22 protein-coding genes are annotated in these 22,366 nt (G+C 36.3%); 8 read left to right on the top strand and 14 right to left on the bottom strand.

The annotated features are described in order from the left end of the window. Window positions 1-224: 224 nt before the first annotated feature. The 3 genes from FW768_RS05335 to FW768_RS05345 form a co-directional block, all read right to left on the bottom strand. Entirely contained in the window at window positions 225-1,043 is an 819-nt protein-coding gene (locus tag FW768_RS05335; protein ID WP_153393396.1) for a hypothetical protein, read from the bottom strand. A 9-nt stretch (window positions 1,044-1,052) separates the two neighbouring features. Then, entirely contained in the window at window positions 1,053-1,559 is a 507-nt protein-coding gene (locus tag FW768_RS05340) for an RNA polymerase sigma factor (RefSeq protein WP_153393399.1), read from the bottom strand. Window positions 1,560-1,718: 159 nt separating this feature from the next. After that, window positions 1,719-3,347, bottom strand: coding sequence for an NADP-dependent glyceraldehyde-3-phosphate dehydrogenase (locus tag FW768_RS05345; RefSeq protein ID WP_153393401.1), 1,629 nt, complete (start codon window positions 3,345-3,347; stop codon window positions 1,719-1,721). Window positions 3,348-3,515: 168 nt separating this feature from the next. Here FW768_RS05345 and tpx point away from each other — a divergent pair, with 168 nt between their 5' ends. Then, window positions 3,516-4,088 (top strand): thiol peroxidase, encoded by a 573-nt coding sequence (tpx, locus tag FW768_RS05350; protein ID WP_153393404.1) that lies wholly within the window; start codon window positions 3,516-3,518, stop codon window positions 4,086-4,088. Window positions 4,089-4,198: 110 nt separating this feature from the next. Here tpx and FW768_RS05355 read toward each other — a convergent pair whose 3' ends face one another. Both FW768_RS05355 and FW768_RS05360 read right to left on the bottom strand, forming a co-directional pair. After that, window positions 4,199-4,798 (bottom strand): hypothetical protein, encoded by a 600-nt coding sequence (locus tag FW768_RS05355; protein WP_153393406.1) that lies wholly within the window; start codon window positions 4,796-4,798, stop codon window positions 4,199-4,201. 125 nt (window positions 4,799-4,923) lie between these two features. Then, window positions 4,924-5,517, bottom strand: a complete 594-nt coding sequence (locus FW768_RS05360) for a hypothetical protein (RefSeq protein WP_153393409.1) — start codon at window positions 5,515-5,517, stop codon at window positions 4,924-4,926. Between the two features lie 541 nt (window positions 5,518-6,058). On the opposite strand from FW768_RS05360, the gene FW768_RS05365 reads away from it, so the two are divergent. Continuing rightward, entirely contained in the window at window positions 6,059-7,276 is a 1,218-nt protein-coding gene (locus FW768_RS05365; protein ID WP_185151940.1) for an AAA family ATPase, read from the top strand. Next, the gene (locus tag FW768_RS05370) at window positions 7,269-7,850 is read left to right on the top strand and encodes a DUF4276 family protein (protein WP_153393415.1); all 582 of its coding nucleotides are present in this window, start codon (window positions 7,269-7,271) and stop codon (window positions 7,848-7,850) included. The genes FW768_RS05365 and FW768_RS05370 overlap by 8 nt, the downstream gene beginning before the upstream one ends. 65 nt (window positions 7,851-7,915) lie before the next feature. On the opposite strand, the gene FW768_RS05375 is transcribed toward FW768_RS05370, so the two are convergent. From FW768_RS05375 to FW768_RS05400, 6 genes are all read right to left on the bottom strand, one after another. Further along, on the bottom strand, window positions 7,916-8,677 hold the full coding sequence (locus FW768_RS05375; protein WP_153393418.1) for an MBL fold metallo-hydrolase: 762 nt from the start codon (window positions 8,675-8,677) through the stop codon (window positions 7,916-7,918). Between the two features lie 190 nt (window positions 8,678-8,867). Continuing rightward, on the bottom strand, window positions 8,868-9,413 hold the full coding sequence (locus tag FW768_RS05380; protein ID WP_153393421.1) for a Crp/Fnr family transcriptional regulator: 546 nt from the start codon (window positions 9,411-9,413) through the stop codon (window positions 8,868-8,870). A 14-nt stretch (window positions 9,414-9,427) separates the two neighbouring features. Next, a complete protein-coding gene (locus FW768_RS05385; protein ID WP_153393424.1) occupies window positions 9,428-11,413 on the bottom strand; it encodes a urocanate hydratase in 1,986 nt (661 codons plus the stop codon). A gap of 262 nt (window positions 11,414-11,675) precedes the next feature. Beyond that, the gene (locus FW768_RS05390) at window positions 11,676-11,966 is read right to left on the bottom strand and encodes a hypothetical protein (RefSeq protein WP_153393426.1); all 291 of its coding nucleotides are present in this window, start codon (window positions 11,964-11,966) and stop codon (window positions 11,676-11,678) included. Between the two features lie 60 nt (window positions 11,967-12,026). Next, complete coding sequence (locus tag FW768_RS05395) at window positions 12,027-13,001, bottom strand: 2-hydroxyacid dehydrogenase (protein WP_153393429.1); 975 nt, start codon at window positions 12,999-13,001, stop codon at window positions 12,027-12,029. 135 nt (window positions 13,002-13,136) lie between these two features. Further along, window positions 13,137-13,790 carry a protein-L-isoaspartate(D-aspartate) O-methyltransferase gene (locus FW768_RS05400; protein ID WP_153393432.1) on the bottom strand — a complete coding sequence of 218 codons (654 nt, stop codon included), beginning with the start codon at window positions 13,788-13,790 and terminating at the stop codon, window positions 13,137-13,139. Between the two features lie 134 nt (window positions 13,791-13,924). Between FW768_RS05400 and FW768_RS05405 the strand changes: the two genes are divergently transcribed. The 5 genes from FW768_RS05405 (at window position 13,925) to FW768_RS05425 (ending at window position 17,913) form a co-directional block, all read left to right on the top strand. Beyond that, complete coding sequence (locus tag FW768_RS05405) at window positions 13,925-14,887, top strand: Gfo/Idh/MocA family protein (protein WP_153399805.1); 963 nt, start codon at window positions 13,925-13,927, stop codon at window positions 14,885-14,887. A 90-nt stretch (window positions 14,888-14,977) separates the two neighbouring features. Then, window positions 14,978-15,388 carry a hypothetical protein gene (locus FW768_RS05410; RefSeq protein ID WP_153393435.1) on the top strand — a complete coding sequence of 137 codons (411 nt, stop codon included), beginning with the start codon at window positions 14,978-14,980 and terminating at the stop codon, window positions 15,386-15,388. Between the two features lie 10 nt (window positions 15,389-15,398). Continuing rightward, window positions 15,399-16,289 carry a 3-hydroxybutyryl-CoA dehydrogenase gene (locus FW768_RS05415; protein WP_185152042.1) on the top strand — a complete coding sequence of 297 codons (891 nt, stop codon included), beginning with the start codon at window positions 15,399-15,401 and terminating at the stop codon, window positions 16,287-16,289. Between the two features lie 27 nt (window positions 16,290-16,316). Continuing rightward, window positions 16,317-17,636 (top strand): hypothetical protein, encoded by a 1,320-nt coding sequence (locus FW768_RS05420; protein WP_153393441.1) that lies wholly within the window; start codon window positions 16,317-16,319, stop codon window positions 17,634-17,636. A 37-nt stretch (window positions 17,637-17,673) separates the two neighbouring features. Next, window positions 17,674-17,913: a hypothetical protein gene (locus FW768_RS05425; RefSeq protein WP_002977986.1), complete on the top strand. Its 240-nt coding sequence runs from the start codon at window positions 17,674-17,676 to the stop codon at window positions 17,911-17,913. Between the two features lie 49 nt (window positions 17,914-17,962). On the opposite strand, the gene FW768_RS05430 is transcribed toward FW768_RS05425, so the two are convergent. The 3 genes from FW768_RS05430 to FW768_RS23930 form a co-directional block, all read right to left on the bottom strand. Continuing rightward, a complete protein-coding gene (locus FW768_RS05430; RefSeq protein ID WP_153393444.1) occupies window positions 17,963-18,373 on the bottom strand; it encodes an META domain-containing protein in 411 nt (136 codons plus the stop codon). A gap of 488 nt (window positions 18,374-18,861) precedes the next feature. Further along, a complete protein-coding gene (pheT, locus tag FW768_RS05435) occupies window positions 18,862-21,264 on the bottom strand; it encodes a phenylalanine--tRNA ligase subunit beta (protein WP_153393447.1) in 2,403 nt (800 codons plus the stop codon). Window positions 21,265-21,527: 263 nt separating this feature from the next. Further along, on the bottom strand, window positions 21,528-22,361 hold the full coding sequence (locus tag FW768_RS23930; RefSeq protein WP_153393450.1) for a M23 family metallopeptidase: 834 nt from the start codon (window positions 22,359-22,361) through the stop codon (window positions 21,528-21,530). Window positions 22,362-22,366: the final 5 nt, after the last annotated feature.

Below are 22,366 nucleotides of genomic sequence, written 5' to 3' on the forward strand. Positions count from 1 at the left end.
AATAATTTTTTAATAAGTAAATTAATTTTCTGAACCAATATTTATGTCTTAAAATTTAAATAGATAGTGTGAAATGGTGAGGAATTATCTCCATATCAACAAAAACTATTTCTAATCTTCACAGTTAGTAGAAAAAAAACAAAAATGTTACACTTTTTTAGAAAAAAAAATAATTCGCGGCAGAAAAATCCCTGCCGCGAATGGTAATATATGCTGTTTTTTTTTCAATTCATCCTGTTTAAAGCCTTTTGAAGCTCATTTAAATCAATAAAATTGAGAAGCGCTCCTATAATGATAAAAATAAGAAGCACCGCTGTTAAAAATGCAAGAATAAAAATATAGACTGATACAAACCACAAAACGGTATTCAGAATATTTCCCCTGATTCCGAATTTTGTGATGAAAAATTTTTGAGAGCGTTCAAACCATGAAGTTTTATTTCGTCTTGGATTTTGTTTTATTTCTACTCCATTAAGTTCATCTATCAACTGGACAACATCATTGATGTATCTTCCGTACATATAATACATCCAATATTTGATAATGAACCACACCAGCAATAAAGTGATCATGAAGCTGATTCCAAAAATAGCGAGGTTGTATTTCATTTCAAAATGAAAATTGATGGTAATCAGTGATAACAGAAAAGCAAGAGGAATATAGGAAATATAATAGGAAATGTAGATTTCTTTCGATATTAAAAGTTGCGTTTTAAGGTTAAACAAGTCATAATTTGTATTGATACTTTTTTGGCAGAGCATCTTATAAAGCTTAAGGAATCTGGAGTAAAAATAAACGATAAGAGCAAGGGTAAGCACAACCACAAATGCCGATATGATCTTGATATTGGCATCTCCGGAAGCAAACGGGAATCCGGTCATAAGCATGGGCAGGGTGACGACCATCAGCCAAAACTCTGTTTCCATATTAATTTTAAGCATCTGCAGCGGCGAATGTATCTCATTCTGCTTTTCCAAAGAGACCTCGGGCAGGTCATCTTTGGTATCTTTATTCCAAAGTTCTTTAAAATTCTCTAACTCCATTGTATGTGTTTAAATCTGTGTTTTTTTCTTCTCAATAATCTCTTTCAGCTTGGTTTTAGCCCTGTTCATCTTCACTCTTGCATTGACTTCGGTTATTCCTAACTGCCGGGCAATCTCTTTACCCGGAAAGTCCTGCAAAAAATAAAAAATGAGCGCTTTATCAATCGGGCTGAGCTGGTGGATTGCTTCATACATCAGCTTCATATTTTGATCATCCGTATCATTGTAAGGCTCTTGATGGACAGCAAGGTTTTCCACCTGCTGATTTTGTATAAAACTACGTTTTTTTTCGCTTCGGAGAAATACGATAGCAGTATTTAGTGCAGTTCTGTAGAGCCAGGTAGAAAAGTCGCTCTTTCTTTGGAAATCACCATATGATTTCCAGGCCTGATAAATGATCTCCTGATAAAGATCATTCTGATCATCCTGATTATCCATATACATCTTAGAAATCTTGAAGATAACACCTTTATGTTTCTCAATCTTTTCTAAAAATTCACTTTCCATTGAAAACATGGTAAAAATTCTAGCCCTAAAACAGCAATTCATTCAAAAGCTGCCTTCTTTTATTAAAAATAACTACAAAACTCAAGCATTAATATACAAAATCCTCAATAAATGATTATATTTTTTGAGGATTATTATTTTATGTTAAATTGAAGTCAAAATCAAATCTTAGAAAATATAGTCTGTACTTAGAAAATGAGAGTCATGATCTCTAACGATTGTATTGAGTAATTTTTTATTGGAATCGGTAAGCTTTGCGGCTACCAGGGACCTTATTGAAAATGAGCGGAGCGCATCAAAAACAGAAAGCGTTCCTTCTGCACTGTCTTTTCTTCCGGTAAAAGGAAAAACATCCGGTCCACGCTGTGCCTGACAATTGATATTTACCCGGCTCACCAGATTGACAAAAGGATCAATCAGCCTTCCCACTTCTTCCGGATCTTCACTGAAAATACTCACCTGCATCCCATGAGAAGCATTGATCTGATATTCTACAGGTTCTTCAATATCATCAAAAGGAACTACGGGAATTACAGGACCGAACTGCTCTTCATGATAAAGTTTCATACGGCTGTCAACAGGATAAACCACTGCCGGATAGACAAAAGATGCTTCGGTATATCCACCATTCTGATTCAAAACTGCGGCACCTTTCGATAAAGCATCATCAATACATTCCTGAAGGTACGGCGGTTTATTAACTTCCGGAAGGGGTGTAACTTTAACCCCATTTTCCCAGGGAAGACCGGGCTTAAGGGCGGAAACAGCATCACTTAATTTTCGGGTGAACTCTGCAGCCACTTCTTTTTGAACAAAAATAAGTTTCAATGCGGTACACCTTTGTCCGTTAAAAGACAACGCCCCTAAAATACATTCATTCACGGCTACGTCCAAATCAGCATTTTTAGTTACAATAGCAGCATTTTTTGCATCTAAACTCAGAATAGCGCGAAGCCGGTTTACCTTAGGATGCAGTTTTTTCAGCCCATTGGCTACTTTACTGGAGCCGATAAAAGCCAGAACATTTACTTTTCCGCTTTCCATGATTGGAGTAATGATCTCTGAACCTTTTCCGTAAAGGGTATTTACCGTTCCTTTCGGGAAAGCTTCCTTAAATGCATTCAGGAGCGGATAATGAGCCAGCACTCCATGTTTAGGAAGCTTAAACAGGATTGTATTTCCCATGATCAACGCAGGAATCAATGTTGTGAAGATCTCATTTAAAGGATAATTGAAAGGTCCCATACTCAAAACAACCCCCAAAGGAGCTCTTCTGATCTGTGCAATGGTACCTTCTGCCTCCTGGAAGCGTGAAGATTCCCGGTCCAGATCTTTCAGGGCATCAATCGTCTGATTAATATAATCCACCGTTCTGTCGAATTCTTTTGTGGAATCTGCCAAGGTTTTCCCAATCTCCCACATCAGCAGTTTTATGATGAGATCACGCTGCTGGATCATCAGGTAAACAAATTTCTGCATACACTGTATCCGCCCCTCTACAGACATTGTTGGCCATTCACCGAGACCGTTGTCATAGGCTTTAACACAGGCTTCGAGAACTTCCATGGCTTCTGCCGGGCCAATATTGGGAATACTTCCGAGTAATTTCCTTTCCAGGCCATTTTCTGTAGGAATACAAACGGGTGAATAAATATTCTGTACTTCGCCTTTCCACTCTACCAATTCTCCGTTGAGAAGATACACTTTCTGGTGAATCTCAGGAACTTTAAACTCTTCAGGAATTTCACTTTCGTTTTTAAAAATATTTTGAAATGACGGCTTGTTTGCTGAATCCATATCGTTTATTATTTAATATTTTGATTGTTTTCTGAAGAATAAAGGTAGAGGGAAAATTCGGTTTCAGGAATAATGATTTAATAGATTTCCTCTATTTCAAAGCTGTTTGAACGAAAATTAATCCTGCTTACTGAAAAAAAGAATAATTTTGCTGTAAAAATAAATCTCATGTATTCAAAATTAGTTTTCAGTACGTTATTGTTCTTCTCAGCATTTATCTTTGCTCAAAATACCAAAACAGCCAATACCATTTTAATGAGAGGTAAGCCGGTACATACCTATTCTCAATTACCAGCAGTGAATAAAACTGCCCCAAAGTTTACGCTTACGGATGTTGATATGAAAGATCAGACCTTAGATTCTTATAAAGGAAAATATGTAATTCTTAATATTTTCCCAAGTGTAGATACGGGTGTTTGTTCTGCTTCTGTACATCATTTCAATGAAGATGCGGCTAATCTTCCAAATACTGTTGTTCTTTGTATTTCCAAAGATCTGCCTTTCGCCCAGAAAAGGTTTTGCGGTGCGGAAGGAATCAAAAATGTAGTAATGCTTTCTGATTTCCGTTCTGATTTTGGGAAAACATATGGCGTGGAAATCACAGATTCCGCCATGAAGGGGCTTTTAAGCAGAGCGGTTGTTGTTATTGATCCTTCAGGAAAAGTTGTTTATCAGGAACAGGTTGCTGATATTTCCCAGGAACCTAATTATGAAGCGGCTATTAAAGCCGTGAAGAAATAAAAAAAGAAGGGAAACTGAAGAAGGGAGGATGGAAGTTTATTTCGGGCTTTTAATTTCTGACAGTTATCTATATCTTAAACAAAATCTCCGGTAATCAGTACCGGAGATTTTTATTTTCTGAACTGTCTCTTCTTAGTTGTGATCAATACGACTCCATTTTTAGCTTTATCTCCATATAAAGCAGTCGCCTCACTACCTTTTAAAATTTTCATTTCTTTAATTGAGTTTTGATCAAGACTTCTGGTTGATTCATAATCAGATATCTTTCCATTTAATACATATAGAGGTTCAATATCTCTCCGATTAACGACTGTTCCTCCTCCAACCAGCATCCGTTGATGGGCTTTGCTGTTCTTTTGAAATCCCAATAATACCACATCTTTTAACTCCGCTGTTTCTACCGTATCATTTTTTACACTTTGCTGCGCATTTACGGCTATAAGGCCTCCTGCTGTTAAAGCAAAACCCACCGCAAATTTTGCAAAAAGAGCATTGATAGTGGAGTAATGTAAATCCCTGTTGAGCTGTGACGGATTAAAATTTCCGCATATATTTTCTGAAGAATCTGAAAAAACATCCATAATTTCTTCATCTGTAGAAGTTCTGAAATCTCTGACTGTCTTGGAACAAACAGAACAGAACCTTCCCTTTTCATCAGGAGACATATTATTCCAGTTTTCGTGGCAAGGAGTAGGTATGGTGATTTTCATGAGGGTTTCTTTTTATTATAAAGATGCTTTTAAGAGCAAAAAGGTTGGAATGGGATTATTTTTTTATTTAAGAGTATAAAATATTTCTTCAGTAAAGTACGAACAAAATTCCCGCATGGAAGGTTTTATTTTCTGAATTTTCTCTTCTTAGTGGTTACCAGAATAACTCCGTTTTTAGCTTTTTCATTTGAAAACATTGCACTTGCTTTATTTTTATCAAGAACCTTCATTGTCTTTATCATATCAGGATCTATCTTCCTGAGCTCCTCCAGACTGCTTACTTTCCCATTGAGGAGGCATAAGGGCTCTTGATGATTCTGCAGACTCATTGAAGCTCCTCCAATCATTCTTTGCGAAAATAAACTATCTTTTACCACAGGCGCAAAAGCCTTCCCTCTTAAACCAGCTAATTGTGCAGGCAGATCTTTTTGCTGTGCTTCTAAAGAAACAAATCCTCCTGCTGTCAGCATGAAACCCACTGCAAATTTCATAAAAAGAGCATTGACAAAGGAATACCGCAAATCTCTCCCCAATTGGGTTTCATTAAAATTTCCACATATATTTTCTGAAGAATCAGAAAAAACCTCCATAATTTCTTCATCTGAAGCTTTTCTGAAATCTCTGACCGTTTTGGAGCAGACTGAACAGAATTTTCCTTTTTCATCAGGAGTCATGTTATTCCAGTTTTCATGACAGGGCGTGGGTATGGTAATTTTCATGAGGATGTCTTTTATTATAAAGATGCACTGAAAATAAAAAAGGTTGGAATGGTTATATTTTATTTAAAGAGTATTAAAATTTTCTAGACAAAGTACAAATATATATTCGAATAAACGTAGTGGTAATAAATCATAATAAAATATCTTTGGAATTAAGTATTGGAGATACTTCCTAAGTTAAGCTACAAGGCTTTTGTGAATGTAATTTGCTTTTTTTACGTTATCCTAGTAAATAATAATCAATAATATTAAAAAAACATGAGAAAAATTTCCTAATTCATCAAAAAATTTCACGCAAAGTCCAATATATTTTCGAAAACTGTTTTAAATAAACGAACGACTTCAAAAATCTGTTGTTTACTGTTGTTTTTGAAAGACAAGGATTTTATGGTTTGTAAACAAAATATATTGGAGTTGGAAATTTTGGAATATGGGAAACCGTAATTGTTTATTAAATGTTTTTTTTATTTTTGATGACAATTATGAGAGTATTAAAAAATTTGCTAATCCATACCTTATATAATTAATAACCAATATGTATATGATTAAATTAACCAAATTTGAAATTAATAATTATAGGTCATGTCTAAAATCTAATATTGACTTAAATCAAAGCTTGATGTGCCTAATTGGAATAAATGGTGCGGGAAAGACAAATATATTAAATGGGTTACTTTTACTAAAAAAACTAAAGGAAAGTTATAGAATACCTGGAACAAAACAGAAAAATCTTTCTGGATCCTTGACAGAAATTTCACTTGACTTTAAGTTGGATGAATATACAATTAAAGTTAAAGGTACTTTAAGATATGAAACAGACGATAGAAATAATGATGAGGTTCTAGATTCAATCCTAAAGTTCAATTTTTTTGACATTACAGGTAGTAAAAAGTGGATTGAAATTCCACTTGAATTATTTAAATATATTCACGAAATAAAATTTAAAGAAAATGATTTTATACTAAGAGAATATTTTAAATTGCCCGATCTTGTAGAGTCTCAAATTAATGCATTATATTCAATTAGAGATTTCTTTAATAATATAAGTTATTATAGTGCAAGTCAATTTTCCGATCCTTCGAAATGTCCAATTTCATTTGAACTTGACGAAAACAAATCTTACCGTAGTAATAGATTTAATTTTCACCATGAAAAATTTTTAAATGATTTATATATAAAATATAAAAACAATAAAAACGAATTTAATAAATTCATTTCAACTGTTAATCAAGAAGGAATTGGAATTATAAATAATATTTCTTTTTCTGAATATGATATGCCATCAAGTTCATATGAAGTAAAATCTGGTGGAAAGATAAGGAAGATTGAACGCAATCGACAATTAATTATCCCTTATGTAACAATTGACGGTGTAGAACTTTCTCCAAATCAATTGTCTGAAGGTACTTTTAAAACACTTGCTCTCATATTCTATATTATTACTGATGAAAATGAATTATTATTAATTGAAGAACCTGAAGTTTGTGTTCACCACGGTTTACTAAATAGTATTATTTCATTAATTTCAGTTCAATCTAAGAAAAAACAAATTATCATAAGCACACATTCTGATTTTGTTTTAGATAGACTAAGTCCCGAAAACTTATTAATTGTAACAAAAAATTCACAAAAAGGCACTGTTGCAAAGCCACTAGATAAAGCTTTATCAAAAAATGATTATAAAGCTTTAAAATCATATTTGCAAGAAACAGGAAATTTAGGTGAATATTGGAAAGAAGGAGGTTTAGATCATGAGTAAATTACCAAAAAAAATCGGAATAATTGCTGAAGACGAAAGTGATGTTGAAGCAGTAAAAGAGTTAATAAAAAGAATTACGGGAAAAAATAATATTGGTTTCAAACATTTTGTGGGAAGAGGTTGTGGGAAAATTAAACGAAAAGCAGATGATTGGGCAAACCAACTAAAGCAAAGAGGATGTTCTGTATTAATCCTCATCCATGATTTAGATAAAAATAAATATGAAGATCTCTATGAGATTATTCATAAAAGCATACACCCATTTGCAATTTCAAAAACTTTAATAAATATACCCACTGAAGAAATGGAAGCATGGTTTTTAGCCGATGAAAATGGACTAAAAAATGCTTTAAATTTGAAAAAAAAGCCTAAAACATATCATCATCCTGAAACAGTAAAATCTCCCAAAGAAGTATTGGGTAAAGAAATAGAAAAGGCATCAAATGATACTAAAATCTATTTAAACACAAAACATAATTTACTAATAGCTAAATCAATAGATATTGATATTGTAAAAAATAAATGTAAGTCGTTTAAAAGTCTTCATAAATTTGTAGTTGACAGTAAAATTTAAATTATTTAGTAATATTTTAAGCTTGTATTTATAAAAAACCTGCTTCACATAGCAGGTTTTTATTTTTAATATTCTACCAGCATCTCCCCATCCCCCAAAACCACATACTCCTGCCCCACTTCTTCCGAAACGCTCCTCAAATCATTTTCATCAAACTCCTGCGGAACATAAAATTTCTCGTGCGTAAACAAACCATAATGAATAGGAACCAGTTTTTTAGCATGTAAAAGATGAGCAGCAGCAAAAGCTTCTTTCAGATTAAGGGAAGCAGGAATCGGGCTGTACTCCAGGCCGATGATCTCAAAATTTACCACAACACCGTTCACGGGAAGAAATGCATAATCAATGTCTGGATTTTCTTTTCCCAGCTTCCAGAACTGATTATGCCAGATGGTGTCACCACCATGAAAAATCTTTGTGGTTCCGTCATCTACAATCCAGGAAGTCTGGATTTCTCCCACTCCATCCATAGCAAATACCGGTTTGAAAGCAATATTATTTTCAGTAAAGGTTTCATCCAGATCCAGAACGATCATTTCTATATCCCCTACAATTTTTCTGACAATAACTTCCAGCCCTGAATAGACAATCAGCTTTCCATCTTTTTTCAGGCATTTTCTGATCACGCTTTTGTCAAAATGGTCAAGATGAAGATGGGTAAACAGGATATAATCAGCCTGTATCTCATCTGAAAATATGATCAGATCTTCAACGGCATCTCCCAAAACAGGTTTGTAGTAAGAAAAATCTTCGGCAGCATCTAGTAAGATTGTTTTTTGTCGGGATATCAGTTTTATTCCGGCCCAGTTTAATTTTTGTATTTCCATATTCTTTTTTCACAAAGGAAAAGACTTATGGAAGGCCAGTCAATAAACAAAAGATAATTAATGAGGGTTGATGGAAGCTGGAGGATGGAAGAAGGAAGTTATTGAGGTTATAACAATTCTAACTTTTCTTTTCTATATTTTTCTAAAATAATTTCAGAAACTCTAAGGTTTACAGTAATCTCCAGTCGATCTAATCATTAATTCTTTTTCTGATCCGGCTTAAAGAAATAGGGGTAATTCCAATGTAAGAAGCTAAGTATTTTAATGGAATATTCTGGATGTAGTGAGGCTTATTCTTCAGAAGGTATTCATAGAGGTCCTGAGGAGTGTTTTTCAGCAGCAGCATTTCTCTTTTCAGGGCGGCACTTAGTTTTCTGCTCAGATAATAGTTCTGTACAAAGCGGCATTCGGGATTGACGGCAAACATTTCCTTTACTTCATCCAGCGAAATTTCCCAGGCCAGGCCATTGTTTATCGATTCATAAACAGCGTCAGATCCTTTTTCTCCAACGGTAAAAATATCTCCGGGGAAGTAAAAATCTGCACAAACTTCAATATCGATATCTGATGTACTGTTAAGGTAATATTTCCGAACAAGCCCATCTTCAAGAAGATAGGCTTTATTATCGGAAAATATATTTTTCTTTGGAAATTTAACCCCGGCGAATTTGTCCCAAACGGGATCATTGTCATCCACGTTCAGATGGGTAAACAGGTTTTTATTAATTTCTGCCAAGGTTATATGATGATTTACAGTAAGTTTTCGTCTACAAAATTCGGAAGTGTTACTTTTAAGTTCGGTTCTGCTTCCATCGCTCTTTTGATGGCAAAAACAGCGCCTTCATTTCTGGCCCAGCTTCTTCTTGAAATTCCGTTATTGACATCCCAGAACAACATAGATTTCAGCCTTCTGTCAGCATCTGCGCTTCCGTCAAGCAGCATTCCGAAACCTCCGTTGATAACTTCTCCCCAACCTACTCCTCCACCGTTGTGGATAGACACCCAGGTAGCCCCGCGGAAACTGTCTCCGATCACGTTATGGATGGCCATATCTGCGGTAAATCTGGAACCGTCATAAATATTGGACGTTTCTCTGTACGGCGAATCTGTCCCGGAAACATCATGGTGGTCTCTTCCCAGTACTACAGGTCCGATTTCTCCTTTATTGATAGCATTGTTGAATGCTTCCGCAATCTTCATTCTTCCTTCTGCATCAGCATATAGGATTCTGGCCTGCGAACCTACCACCAGCTTATTTTCCTGAGCTCCTTTGATCCACTGAATGTTATCTTTCATCTGCTGCTGGATTTCTTCAGGAGAATTTTTAATCATTTCCTCTAAAACAGCGCAGGCAATATTATCGGTCTTCTGAAGATCTTCAGGATTTCCGCTTGCACATACCCAACGGAAAGGCCCGAATCCGTAATCAAAGCACATCGGTCCCATGATATCCTGAACATAGCTTGGATATCTGAATTCTCTTCCCAATGTCGGATGCTCTGCCATTACATCAGCTCCGGCTCTGGAAGCTTCCAATAAAAAGGCATTTCCGTAATCAAAGAAATACGTTCCTTTTTGAGTGTGTTTATTAATAGCAGCAGCGTGTCTTCTTAATGTCTCCTGAACTTTTTCTCTGAATAATTCAGGATTTTCCGCCATCATGGTGTTGGACTCCTCAAAGCTCTGCCCTGCCGGATAATATCCTCCTGCCCAAGGGTTGTGAAGTGAGGTTTGATCTGATCCTATATCAATTCTCAGATCTTCCTGGTCAAATTTTTCCCAAACTTCAACAATATTTCCAAGGTAGGCTAAAGAAACGGTTTCTTTATTCTGTTGAGCCTCTTTTACTCTTTTTACCAGTTCATCAAGGTCTTCATGAATTTCGTTGACCCATTTTTGCTCGTGACGGATTTTTGTAATCTTTGGATTTACTTCGGCACATACTGTAACACAGCCTGCAATATTTCCTGCTTTCGGCTGAGCACCGCTCATTCCTCCTAACCCTGAAGTCACAAAAAGACCTCCTTTTGGTTCTTTATTTATTTTTCTGAATGCATTAAGAACGGTAATGGTTGTTCCGTGAACAATCCCTTGTGGCCCGATATACATATAGCTTCCGGCAGTCATCTGCCCGTATTGGGTAACCCCTAACGCATTGAATTTCTCCCAATCGTCCGGCTTTGAATAATTCGGGATCATCATTCCGTTGGTTACCACCACTCTTGGTGCATCTTTATGTGATGGAAACAGTCCCATCGGATGACCTGAATACATCACCAGTGTCTGCTCATCTGACATTTCCGATAAATATTTCATCGTTAACAGATACTGCGCCCAGTTGGAAAAAACCGCCCCGTTTCCACCATACGTAATAAGTTCGTGAGGGTGCTGCGCCACGGCATAATCCAGATTGTTCTGGATCATCAGCATGATGGCTTTAGCCTGTTCCGATTTTCCGGGATAATCAGCGATGGATCTTCCCTTCATTTCATAATCCGGACGGAAACGGTACATATAAATCCTTCCGTAATCTTCCAGTTCTTTTTTAAATTCCGGAATTAATTCTGCATGAAATTTAGGATCAAAATAACGCAGTGCATTCTTTAATGCCAGCTTTTTTTCCTCTTCGCCCAGAATTTCTTTACGCTTTGGAGCATGGTTGATATTGGTTTCGTAGGGTTTCGGCTGTGGCAGCTGATTTGGAATCCCCTGCTGTATCTGTTCTTGAAATGTCATATTGCTGTTTAAAATTCAACGTTTTGAAGTTTTAAAGATATTCAAATTAGGAAAAATAAGCAACTAATAGGGGGAAAAAGCGAATTTGTTTCTTTTAAAGCAGAGGGCTATACGCAAAATAACACTGTTTCCGGAACATCTTATACTCCAAGATTTTTTTATGTTGCGAATGCACGAATAATTGTATGGATGTACTCATTGGATTTAAAATAAAAAACCTCACTGAAATTTCAGTAAGGCTGTTCTGTTGCTATTCAATATTTTAAGTTAAGACATCATCATTTCCCTCTTCATGATCATCTGCATTATCACTGAGACTCCAATAATTATTTTCTTCATCTTCAGATCCTATTTCTTCCATTTCATCATCGTCTTCTACTCCGGGAATATCTAATCCTTTATCAATCTTATCATCATCTTCTTCACTGAGGATAGGATTTCCGTCCCCATCCAGCGGAATATGCTTTTGTTTATTGAATATATCTTCATCCGGACTGTAATCCATCTGTTCCAATCTTCTGTCTTGTTCGTTGTTATTATTTTCGGGTGTCATGGTATTGAGTATTTAAGGTTTATAAAAACAGAACAAAAATAATTCCAAGTTGTAGATTTTCTATGAATATACTTCAGGATTTGCACAGTACGGCATTTTTCCTCCTTTTGAAAGAGCAATGATGTTTTCTGCAGCCAGCCTTGCCATTCCGTTTCGGGCTTCAATAGTGGCTGAGCCTATATGAGGCAGCACACAAACTGTTGAAAGTTCCAGAAGAGGATCATCCTGAGACATGGGTTCAGGATTTGTTACATCCAGTCCTGCTCCCCAGATCTGGCCGGAAACAATCGCCTGGTAAAGATCTTCCTGATTGTGAAAACCTCCCCTCGCTGTGTTGATAAAAATAGCACCAGATCTCATCTTCTCAAAAACCGAATGATTAAAAAGGTCTTTCTGTTCAGGGCTAAAACTGGCATGAATACTCAGTACATCTGAATTCATGATCAATTCATCAAAAGAAACATAGTCCGCATTCAGTTCTTTTTCTGCTTCTTCATTCCGGTGGCGGTTATAATAGATAATCTTCATATCAAAGGCTCTCTGTGATTTTTTTGCCATTTCAAAGCCTATTCTTCCCAGACCGAAGATTCCCAATGTCTTTCCGTAGAGTTCCTGCCCCAAAGCATCCATCGGATCAAATGCTCCCCAATTTCCCTCTTTTACTTTCTGAAAATTATATCCTGCTCTTCTGGCCACAGACTGCATCAGCAGGAATGCTGTATCTGACGTGGCTCTGCTTAAAACATCAGGAGTATTTCCAACGGGAATTTTTCTGCGGTCAGCTTCCTGAATATCTACATGATCAAAACCTACCGAGTAAAGTACAATCGCTTTAATATTCGGACATTCTTGAAAAAATGTTTTATCATATCTGAATGTATTTCCTACGTTTAAAACGGCATCTGCATTTCTGCAGTGCCACAGCCATTCTTCATAAGAAAGATCTTCTTTTTCAGGAAATATAATATCTATTCCTTCTCTTTCCAACATGGTGATCCCGATCTCAGGAATTCTTTTATTGATAAAAACTTTCATATTGTCTTTGATTAATGAGCTCCATAAAAAAACCTTACTCCCATAAAAAGTAAGGTTATAACTTTAATATTAAATTAGGTTTAGTTTCGAGTCCAATTTTCATTCCGAAATGAACTTTACACCTTAGAATTGTTGCTAATGATTAGTGTTTCCAAGCATTGGCACAAATTTATAGGCTCCGAATTCTTCTTTTTCAAACTGGGTTGGGCCTACTTTTGTAAATCTGTATAAAACCTGCTCATCTGTAGGACCTAATGGAATCACCATTTTCCCTCCTACTTTTAGCTGTTTCAGTAATTCTGTAGGGAGAACTGATGCTCCACAGGTTACGATGATCTTATCAAAAGGAGCAAAGGTGGGAAGTCCTGCAAATCCATCCCCAAAGCTCTGAAATTTAGGATACAAATGCATTTCTCTAAGTTTCTTCTTTGAAAAATCAAAAAGGTCTTTCTGTCTTTCTACGGTATATACCAACCCTTTCATGGCCAGCAGAACAGCCGTCTGATACCCACAGCCTGTTCCTATTTCCAGAATTTTTTCTCCGGGTTGTACCTGCAGGAGCTCAGACTGCTCCGCTACCGTTGAAGGATGCGAAATGGTCTGTTGGGCAAGAATAGGAAATGCCCGGTCTTCATAGGCAAAATCTTCAAAAATACTTTCAATAAAAAGGTGTCTCGGGACTTCATTCATTGCCGAAAGTACATTTTCATCTGAAATTCCGATCCTTTGTCGGAGATAGTCCACAAGGATCTTTCTTTTTCCTTTATGTACAAACGAATCGTGCGTCATGGGTGGGTATGGATATTAAGGTTTGGGTAATCGTTCCTGCAAAAGTAAAAAAACTATCCATATTGATCAACCTAAAAGCTGCAGAGTATTTCTTAATACCTAAAATTATTATCTTTACAGAAATTAAAAAAGCTATGTTAAAAGCAGGTTTGGTAGGTGCCGGACATCTTGGAAAGATCCATTTAAGACTTCTGAATCAGTCTGATAAGTATGAACTGGTAGGTTTTCATGATAAAGATGTTGAAAACGGAAAGAAAATAGAAGCTGAATTCGGATATAAATATTTTGAAAATTTTGATGAACTTCTGGAGCAGATTGATATGCTGGATATTGTAACTCCAACGGTTTATCACTATGATTATGCATTAAAAGCCATTGAAAAAAAGCTTCATTTTTTCATTGAAAAACCGGTTACCCAAACGCTTGAGCAGGCAGAAGAAATCTTACGTCTGTGTCAGGAAAACGGTATTAAAGCTCAGGTAGGCCATGTGGAACGATACAATCCCGCTTTTATCGCTACTAAAGAATACATCCAAAATCCTATGTTTATTGAAATTCACAGACTTGCTGAATTCAATCCACGCGGGACGGATGTTTCTGTTGTACTGGACCTTATGATTCACGATCTGGATATTTTATTGAGCATGGTAAAATCCAAAGTAAAAAATATTCATGCAAGCGGTGTGTGTGTTGTAAGCAAAACCCCGGATATCGCCAATGCCAGAATTGAGTTTGAAAACGGTTGTGTAGCCAACCTTACGACTTCCAGAATATCTATGAAGGCCATGAGAAAAAGTCGTTTCTTCCAGAAAGATGCGTATATTTCCGTTGATTTCTTAGAGAAAAAAGCTGAAGTAATCCGAATGAAAGATGCTCCGGAAAATCCGACTCCTTTCGATATGATCATTGAAAATGCTGATGGAGAAAAGAATCAGATTTTATTTGAATATCCTAATATTCAGGCAAACAATGCTATTCTGGATGAACTGAACTCTCTTGCATACGCCATTACTGATGGTAAAAACGTAGAAGTTTCTCTGGAAGACGGAACTGAAGCATTAAAAGTAGCTCTTGAAATTGTAAAATTGATTTCCTAATCAGGACGAAACTGATATAACCTTCTTTCAGAAAAAGAAAAAATAGATTTTATCAGATAAAATATTAAGCTTATTTTTAAAGCTAAGAAAATGAAAAACTTACTCATTATAACAGGACTTTTCTGCTTTACTTTTTTTTCTGCACAAAAAAGCCCGGCTTACATAGAAATAGGCTATTCCAGCATCTGCTGCGGAACACCTTCCACAGAACCGGTACTGAATTATCTGAAGCAGTTTGAAAAGAAAAACCAGTCTAAAGCTTTTGAAATCCTTATTCAGAGCGGCCTTGGAAGAGAAGGAGAATTCAATTTATACATTGGTATCAGCGGGCTTGGGAAAAAGCAGAAAGATATTTTTATGAGAGGTCTTTCTTCTGTTATATCTTCACAAAATCAGAAAAGAAACCAGAATAGAGACGGAAACGTCAATTTTAATAAGGCGGTAACCATTTATCAGGACGATCTTATGAACAGAAAAAATTTAACTATCTATAAAAAATAAAAGAAAAATGATCAAAAACATCGTAGTTATCGGGGCAGGAACCATGGGGAATGGTATTGCGCATACTTTTGCACAAAGCGGATTCAAAGTAAATCTGGTAGATGTTTCTCAGGATGCGCTGGACAGAGGCCTGAAAACCATTACGACCAATCTTGACAGAATTATAGCTAAAGGGAACCTTACAGAAGAGCAAAAAGCTGAGACGTTAGGAAACATCAGCACTTTTACTGAACTTAAAAATGCTGTGGGAGCTGCTGACCTTATCGTGGAAGCTGCTACTGAAAATCAGGATCTGAAACTAAAAATTTTCGGACAGATGGACGAATTTGCTCCTGAAAACTGTATTCTGGCTACCAATACTTCATCTATTTCTATTACTAAGATTGCAGCAGCTACAAAAAGAGCTGACAAAGTAATCGGGATGCACTTTATGAACCCGGTGCCTATTATGAAGCTTGTAGAGATCATCAAAGGATATTCTACTTCTAAAGAGACTTTTGATTCTATTTATGAAATGAGCAAAACTTTGGGCAAAGTTCCTGTAGAGGTAAATGATTATCCAGGTTTTGTTGCCAACAGAATCCTGATGCCAATGATCAACGAATCTATCGAAACTCTTTACAACGGAGTGGCAGGTGTAGAAGAAATTGATACGGTGATGAAGCTTGGAATGGCACATCCGATGGGACCTCTTCAACTGGCAGATTTTATCGGACTTGACGTATGCCTTGCTATTCTTAATGTTATGTATGAAGGCTTTAAAAATCCTAAATATGCTCCCAATCCGCTTCTTGTCAACATGGTAATGGCAGGAAAACTTGGGGTAAAATCCGGAGAAGGGTTCTATGATTATTCTGAAAGCAAAAAAGCTGAAAAAGTTTCAAAAATGTTTTTGAAATAAATTCTTCAGGGATTATTTTTTAGCTTAATGAGAATAAAAGAAAAAAATATCCAGATAGCAATGGTCATCATTACGGTAATGATGACCATTTTACGTTTTCTGCTGAATGAAAAAGGAAGGGTAAACCCGGACTCTATCCGCTTTATGAGGTTTGCTCATGTTTTCCCGGTTATTGATAACACCACTACTCCTTTGGGCTATCCGGCAGCCATCAAATTGTTTACTTTTATGGGATTTGATGAGTTCTGGGGAAGCAAAGCGCTGGGTATAACAGCCTTGTTATTTATTGTCTGCTTCTGCTGGGCAAAAGACTTCTATAAAAGAGAAGCCATTATGATGAGTGCTCTGTTCAGTTTTGTTTCGCTTTATGCGTATACCATGAGTGAACCATTCATTCTTCCGTTTGTTTTCCTGTTTCTTTATACCGCCTCACAGATCATTACCGGAAAGCTTGAAAAAGGAAAAGCTGTTTTTTATCTCTCTCTTTCATTAATTGCTCTTTACAACATCCGATACAGTGCCCTGTTTTTTATAGCCGGAACCGGTCTTTTCGGACTATTGTCCCTGAAAAAGAAATATAGCCCGGCATTTATATTATCAGGATTCATCGGTTTAGCATTTGTAATAGCTTACAAATTCCTGTTTATCGATTATTTTAATCAGAATTATGTTAAAACCTTTCTGGAAGTAGGACTCTATCCTACTTCTAAATTACTAAGAGAACTTTTCCAGGGGCTTGCTACTTCCTTTAACCCTTTTATTCATATTGCTGATCCGGGTGGAGGCAAAATCAATTATGCTATTTATGGTATCGGAGGTTTAAATATCGTTTTACTGATCTATCTTTTAATAAATAAAAAGTTGTCAGAAACAGAACAGTTCTTTGTAACCATCAGTGTTACGGGAGTTGTATGCTCTTACTTTATCCAGTATTTTTATTCTGTGAATGCAATGGATTACAGAATCATAGGACCATTTCTTGTTCCGCTGTGGCTGGTCTATTTCAACAGGCTATTTGCAATTTTCGGGATGAGAACCTATCTCATCAGCATACTGAGTATCATGACCGGAATGACTTTTACCTGGCTGTCCAAAGGAAATTATCTGGAAAACAGAAAAGCAGTTTCAGAATTTCTGGAAAATGAAAAACTGGATAAGGTTCCTTTACAGTTCTATGTTACGAAAAATGAAGAAGACATGAATAAAATGAAAACAGCAGAACTTGTCAGTACGGTAAATTCCAATGTCACACTCACTTATAAACCTCAGGATACGGTTCGTAAAACTACCTTGACATGGTATAAAGTTTTACAAAAAATTAAAATCGACAAGAATAAATATCAATAATTTTATTATCTTTGATTAAAGTTAAAACATTAAAAAAATGAAATTACCAAAGTTTTTATTAGCAGATAATTCGGAATTTCCTGAAGATCTATTCGTAGTACACACAGAATATCCAAGATTTATCTTAAACGTTGAGGAAGAAGAGGTTGAGTGGTTAGATGATCTTGAAGGTGATGATGAAGAAACAATGGCGGATGAAGCTACTAAAGTGGTAGAAGCGGCATTTAAATGGTGCGATGAAGAGTTGGCTAAGTACGACGAAGAAGAGGAAGATTAATAACAATCTAAACATAAAAAAGGAACTCAAATTGAGTTCCTTTTATTTTTTATTCTGTTTTGTTGAACTTCAACAATAAAAGATTGTCTTTGTAAAGCTCTAAGGTATTCCCGGAAATCACATATTTATTGGCTTTCCCTACCATATCCATAAAATTCTGTTCCACACTCATGCTGTTGCACATCATTTTGGTAGATCCTAACTGCCCTGCAGAGAAAGTACCTGTAGAAGATTCTATTTTAGCCGTTCCGAAATAATTATTGCATCCTGCATTACCATTGATCTTTTCTCCTTCAAAATTCAGGGTAGGAATTTTTCCTTTTACGTTATCTGCAAGGGTCCATTTTGTATTTTCTAATGAAGGTTGCGCTTTTCCTACTTTTGAAGCAGAAGCACTTGTTGCTGCACCACACGACGCCAAAACTGCTGCCGCACATATACTTAAAAAAAGATTTTTCATTTTTTTCTTTTAGAATTAATCAAATTTACGGATTTTATATTATCTAAACGGTTTGCGAGAAATTTTATTACTTTTTTAAGAGGTTTATTTTACTATTTCTTCCAATGATTTTATTAAAAATTTATTCTGATCTGCCACGGATGCACGAATGAATTTTGGATAGTTTTTTATTCGCTCGCTGATTTTGCAGATGGCGCAGATTTTTGGGAATTGTTTTTATTGGGTTTGCGCAAAAACGCTATTTTTTTTTGCCAACTTCCTGGGTACATAAGGCGCAACGATTTTATCTGCGATAAAATTTTATGCTGGAGAACTTGCTGAAAATCTTTGATTTTTCTTGCGCCTTAAAAACATCAGCATAGTCAAAAAACCTTGCGCCATTGCGTTTTCCAACTAAAAAAATGCAGTTTGGATTTTATAATAAGAATTTTATATAACAAAAAAAACGGACTAAAAAGTCCGTTTTATAAGTATATTATTCTATTGAATTAAGATCTTAATTCTGCATTGTATTCTTTCTGGAATGCTTTGATTAAAGAATCCATTACTTCTGAAATTTCTTTTTCTTCCAGTGTTTTTTCTTCATTCAGAAGCTCAAAGCTCATCGCATAAGATTTCTTTCCTTCCGGAAGATTTTTCCCTTCATATACATCAAATAAGTTGATGTTTTTAATGAATGGGGATTTATTTTTCTTTGCAGTCTGGTAAAGATCCTGATAGTTTACATTCTTATCAATCAATAATGCAAGGTCTCTTCTGATCTTGTTGAATTTAGGAATATCCTTAAATTTCAGGGTATTCTTAGAGCGTAATTCCTGAGCCAGTTCCAGTTCTATTTCAGCATAGAAGCATTCCTGGTCAACATCAGCATCTTTCAGCAATGTAGGAGCTACTTTACCAATTCTTACCAACGTTTTTCCGTTCACTTCATAAGCTAAGGCGTCAGAGAATCTTTCATCAGATAAAGCCGTTTCTTTATAATCAACCATTAGTTTTTCCAATAAAACTTTAACGTAAGCTTTAAGGTTATAGAAACTTACCACAGATTTTGGCAGCAGCCAGTTTTCTGCAGCATCTCTTCCGGAAACAAGAATGGCCAGCTGTTTTCTTTCTTCATATTTATCTCTCTTGTGGTAAATTTTACCCAGTTCAAAGAACTTAATGTCCTGATTTTTTCTGTTGATATTGTAAACAGCATTCTGAAGAAGCCCTTCCAATAAAGATTTTCTCATAAATGCAAGATCACCGCTCAATGGGTTTAACAGCTTCACGGCATCTGTTTCATCTTTCACAGAGGTCAGAGAATTGTTCATCACTTCATTGAAACCTAATCCCTGTAATGTTCTTGCCCAGCTGTTTTCCAGTTCATCCTGGTCATTTGCATTTAATTTTACAGGAGTAAAGGAGATCTTCTGTGGAGCATCAATTTTGTTGTATCCGTAAATTCTAAGAATCTCTTCAATAACGTCGATTTCTCTTGTTACATCTGCTCTATAAGCCGGTACAGAGATTTCAAGACCGTTCTGAATTTCGTTCAGTACCTGAATCTCAAGGGCTTTTAAAATTTCTTTTACTTTCTCTCTGTGAATTTTTGTTCCTAAAATCTGTTCAATCTTAGAGAATCTGATGATCACATAGCTGTCTTCAATTTTCTTTGGATATTCTTCTAACAGTTCTCCTACAAATTTTCCTCCTGCAATTTCCTGGATCATTTTAATGGCATGGGTAATTGCTGTTCTGGTAATATTAGGATCAACTCCTCTTTCAAACCTGAAAGAAGCATCTGTATTCAGTCCGTGGAATTTTGCTCCTTTTCTTACCGCTACCGGATTGAAATAAGCACTTTCCAGGAATATGGTTTTTGTAGCATCAGAAACCCCGGATTCTGCCCCGCCGAACACTCCTGCAATACACATCGGGTTATCTTTACCGTCTTTGATCATGATCTCGGAACCGTTCAAGGTTCTTTCTGTTCCGTCAAGAGTTTTGAATTTTGTTCCTTCTTTTACCACCCCTACTTTTACTTTTTTATCTGCAATCTTATCTGCATCAAAAGCATGAAGCGGCTGTCCATAGCCGTGAAGGATATAGTTGGTGATGTCTACAATATTGTTAATCGGGCTTAATCCGATAGCTTTCAGTCTGTCTTTTAACCAAGCCGGAGAATCTGCTACTTTTACCTCTTCAATAACGGCTCCGATATATCTTGGGCAAAGCGCAGTATCTTCTACCTCCAGAGTAAATTCGTGGGTACCTTCACCGTTTAAAACGACAGAGGAAACTTTCTCAAACGTTGACTTCTGCTGATTAGTGGAAAGAAAAGCGTACAGGTCTCTTGCCACACCGTAATGTGACATGGCATCTGTCCTATTAGGTGTCAGACCGATTTCAAAAACTTCATCATTGGTCAGTTCAAAATAATCGGCAAAGTTTTTTCCTACTTCATATTTGGTTTCGTCTAAAACCATGATTCCACCGTGATCTTCACTTAATCCAAGCTCATCTTCTGCACAGATCATTCCCTGAGAAACCTCTCCTCTGATCTTTGCTTCCTTGATTTCGAAAAAGTTCCCGGTTTTATCATAAATTTTAGTTCCTACCACCGCTACAGGCACGGTCTGTCCGGCTTCCACATTAGGAGCACCGCACACGATGTTTAAAACTTTTCCGTTTCCTACATCCACCGTAGTTTTTTTCAGTTTGTCTGCATTCGGATGTTTCTCGCAGGTCAATACTTTTCCTACAACAATTCCTTCCAGACTGCCTTTTACACTTTCAAATTTTTCTATCCCTTCAACTTCAAGACCTATATCTGTAAGGAATTCTCCAATCCTTTCCGTTTTCAGTTCCGTTTTGACATAGTCTTTCAGCCAGTTGTTTGATATTTTCATTTGTTTATCGATCTACTAATTTTACCCGTCAAATGAAACCTTAGATTTCATTTACTCTATTTTGAACTTTTATTTGAAGATTCACGTAAATATTTACGTGAGTTTTCGCGCTACAAATGTCGTGTTTTTTTAAGAAACAGCGAAATTTAGAAGCGACTTTAATAGGATAAATTCCTTTGATTTGTTTTAATACCTGTCTGGCAGAACAATCTTCTTCCGTCACATCAAAACGCTTTTTCTTTGTGCCTGGCCCAGTCGAAAACTCAGTATCCTCTGAAATATTTCTTTTTCTCCATAAGATACTCCGTCTTACTTCCATTACCTGTTCTAAAAAGTGTTTTTATCGTCTTCATCAGCTTTTCTTCTGCAAGATTGGGAATATAACATACAAAATGCAGGTGGGGTCCGTTACTCCAGCCTGTATTCCCGCTTAATGCTATCACATCACCCTTTTTTACCTGATCACCGAGATTCACTTTAACTCCATTCTCCTTCAAATGATAATATTGGGCAAAGGTTCCGTCTGAGTGCATTATCGTAACATAATTTCCCTGATCTATGCAGCTTATTGTAGGGCATCCTGTATTATTGTGCTGAATAAAATCAGTTACGATTCCTTCTCTGGCAGCCGTAATTTCTGTGCCTTCCGGCATTTTAAAATCAAGGGAGTTTTCATTACGGTGCGAAAAAGCTCCATTATATCCCTGATGTACTGTGAAAGAATTACCTTTTTTAAACGGCAGATCGTACTTATAGTCCGAATCATAGGTATTCTGATTAACATTGCCGGTGTACATCGTATAGCCCGGCATTTTTTTTGCGCCCCACTTTTTTGTCTTATCCTTTACAACAAAATAGGCAATCCGGTTTTTGAATGACTGTGCTGGTATAACCTGTACTGCTTTAAAAACTTCGGGAGCTGTTGCATTTTCCAGTTCCGGTGTTCCGGAAAACACAAAAGACATGGGATAAACCTCCCGGTTGTCTGCATAATAAGCTACCATATCTCCCTTGCGTTCCTGATATACCTTGATATTTTTCTGTGAAAACATCTGGATAAACTGTAATCCTGCAATCAGGATCAATATTTTCTTCATGGTTT

This window comes from Chryseobacterium vaccae (genome assembly GCF_009602705.1).
Classification (GTDB): domain Bacteria; phylum Bacteroidota; class Bacteroidia; order Flavobacteriales; family Weeksellaceae; genus Chryseobacterium; species Chryseobacterium vaccae.

Excerpts from the sequence above, each read along its gene's own strand:
- FW768_RS05345 (WP_153393401.1), bottom strand. The coding sequence starts at position 3,347 with ATGGATTCAGCAAACAAGCCGTCATTTCAAAATATTTTTAAAAACGAA.
- pheT (WP_153393447.1), bottom strand. The coding sequence starts at position 21,264 with ATGAAAATATCAAACAACTGGCTGAAAGACTATGTCAAAACGGAACTG.
- FW768_RS05420 (WP_153393441.1), top strand. The coding sequence starts at position 16,317 with ATGAGAATAAAAGAAAAAAATATCCAGATAGCAATGGTCATCATTACG.
- FW768_RS05400 (WP_153393432.1), bottom strand. The coding sequence starts at position 13,790 with ATGACGCACGATTCGTTTGTACATAAAGGAAAAAGAAAGATCCTTGTG.
- FW768_RS05335 (WP_153393396.1), bottom strand. The coding sequence starts at position 1,043 with ATGGAGTTAGAGAATTTTAAAGAACTTTGGAATAAAGATACCAAAGAT.
- FW768_RS05395 (WP_153393429.1), bottom strand. The coding sequence starts at position 13,001 with ATGAAAGTTTTTATCAATAAAAGAATTCCTGAGATCGGGATCACCATG.
- FW768_RS05405 (WP_153399805.1), top strand. The coding sequence starts at position 13,925 with ATGTTAAAAGCAGGTTTGGTAGGTGCCGGACATCTTGGAAAGATCCAT.
- FW768_RS05390 (WP_153393426.1), bottom strand. The coding sequence starts at position 11,966 with ATGACACCCGAAAATAATAACAACGAACAAGACAGAAGATTGGAACAG.
- FW768_RS05425 (WP_002977986.1), top strand. The coding sequence starts at position 17,674 with ATGAAATTACCAAAGTTTTTATTAGCAGATAATTCGGAATTTCCTGAA.
- FW768_RS23930 (WP_153393450.1), bottom strand. The coding sequence starts at position 22,361 with ATGAAGAAAATATTGATCCTGATTGCAGGATTACAGTTTATCCAGATG.
- FW768_RS05370 (WP_153393415.1), top strand. The coding sequence starts at position 7,269 with ATGAGTAAATTACCAAAAAAAATCGGAATAATTGCTGAAGACGAAAGT.
- FW768_RS05430 (WP_153393444.1), bottom strand. The coding sequence starts at position 18,373 with ATGAAAAATCTTTTTTTAAGTATATGTGCGGCAGCAGTTTTGGCGTCG.
- FW768_RS05410 (WP_153393435.1), top strand. The coding sequence starts at position 14,978 with ATGAAAAACTTACTCATTATAACAGGACTTTTCTGCTTTACTTTTTTT.
- FW768_RS05365 (WP_185151940.1), top strand. The coding sequence starts at position 6,059 with ATGATTAAATTAACCAAATTTGAAATTAATAATTATAGGTCATGTCTA.
- FW768_RS05360 (WP_153393409.1), bottom strand. The coding sequence starts at position 5,517 with ATGAAAATTACCATACCCACGCCCTGTCATGAAAACTGGAATAACATG.
- FW768_RS05340 (WP_153393399.1), bottom strand. The coding sequence starts at position 1,559 with ATGTTTTCAATGGAAAGTGAATTTTTAGAAAAGATTGAGAAACATAAA.
- tpx (WP_153393404.1), top strand. The coding sequence starts at position 3,516 with ATGTATTCAAAATTAGTTTTCAGTACGTTATTGTTCTTCTCAGCATTT.
- FW768_RS05375 (WP_153393418.1), bottom strand. The coding sequence starts at position 8,677 with ATGGAAATACAAAAATTAAACTGGGCCGGAATAAAACTGATATCCCGA.
- FW768_RS05385 (WP_153393424.1), bottom strand. The coding sequence starts at position 11,413 with ATGACATTTCAAGAACAGATACAGCAGGGGATTCCAAATCAGCTGCCA.
- FW768_RS05355 (WP_153393406.1), bottom strand. The coding sequence starts at position 4,798 with ATGAAAATCACCATACCTACTCCTTGCCACGAAAACTGGAATAATATG.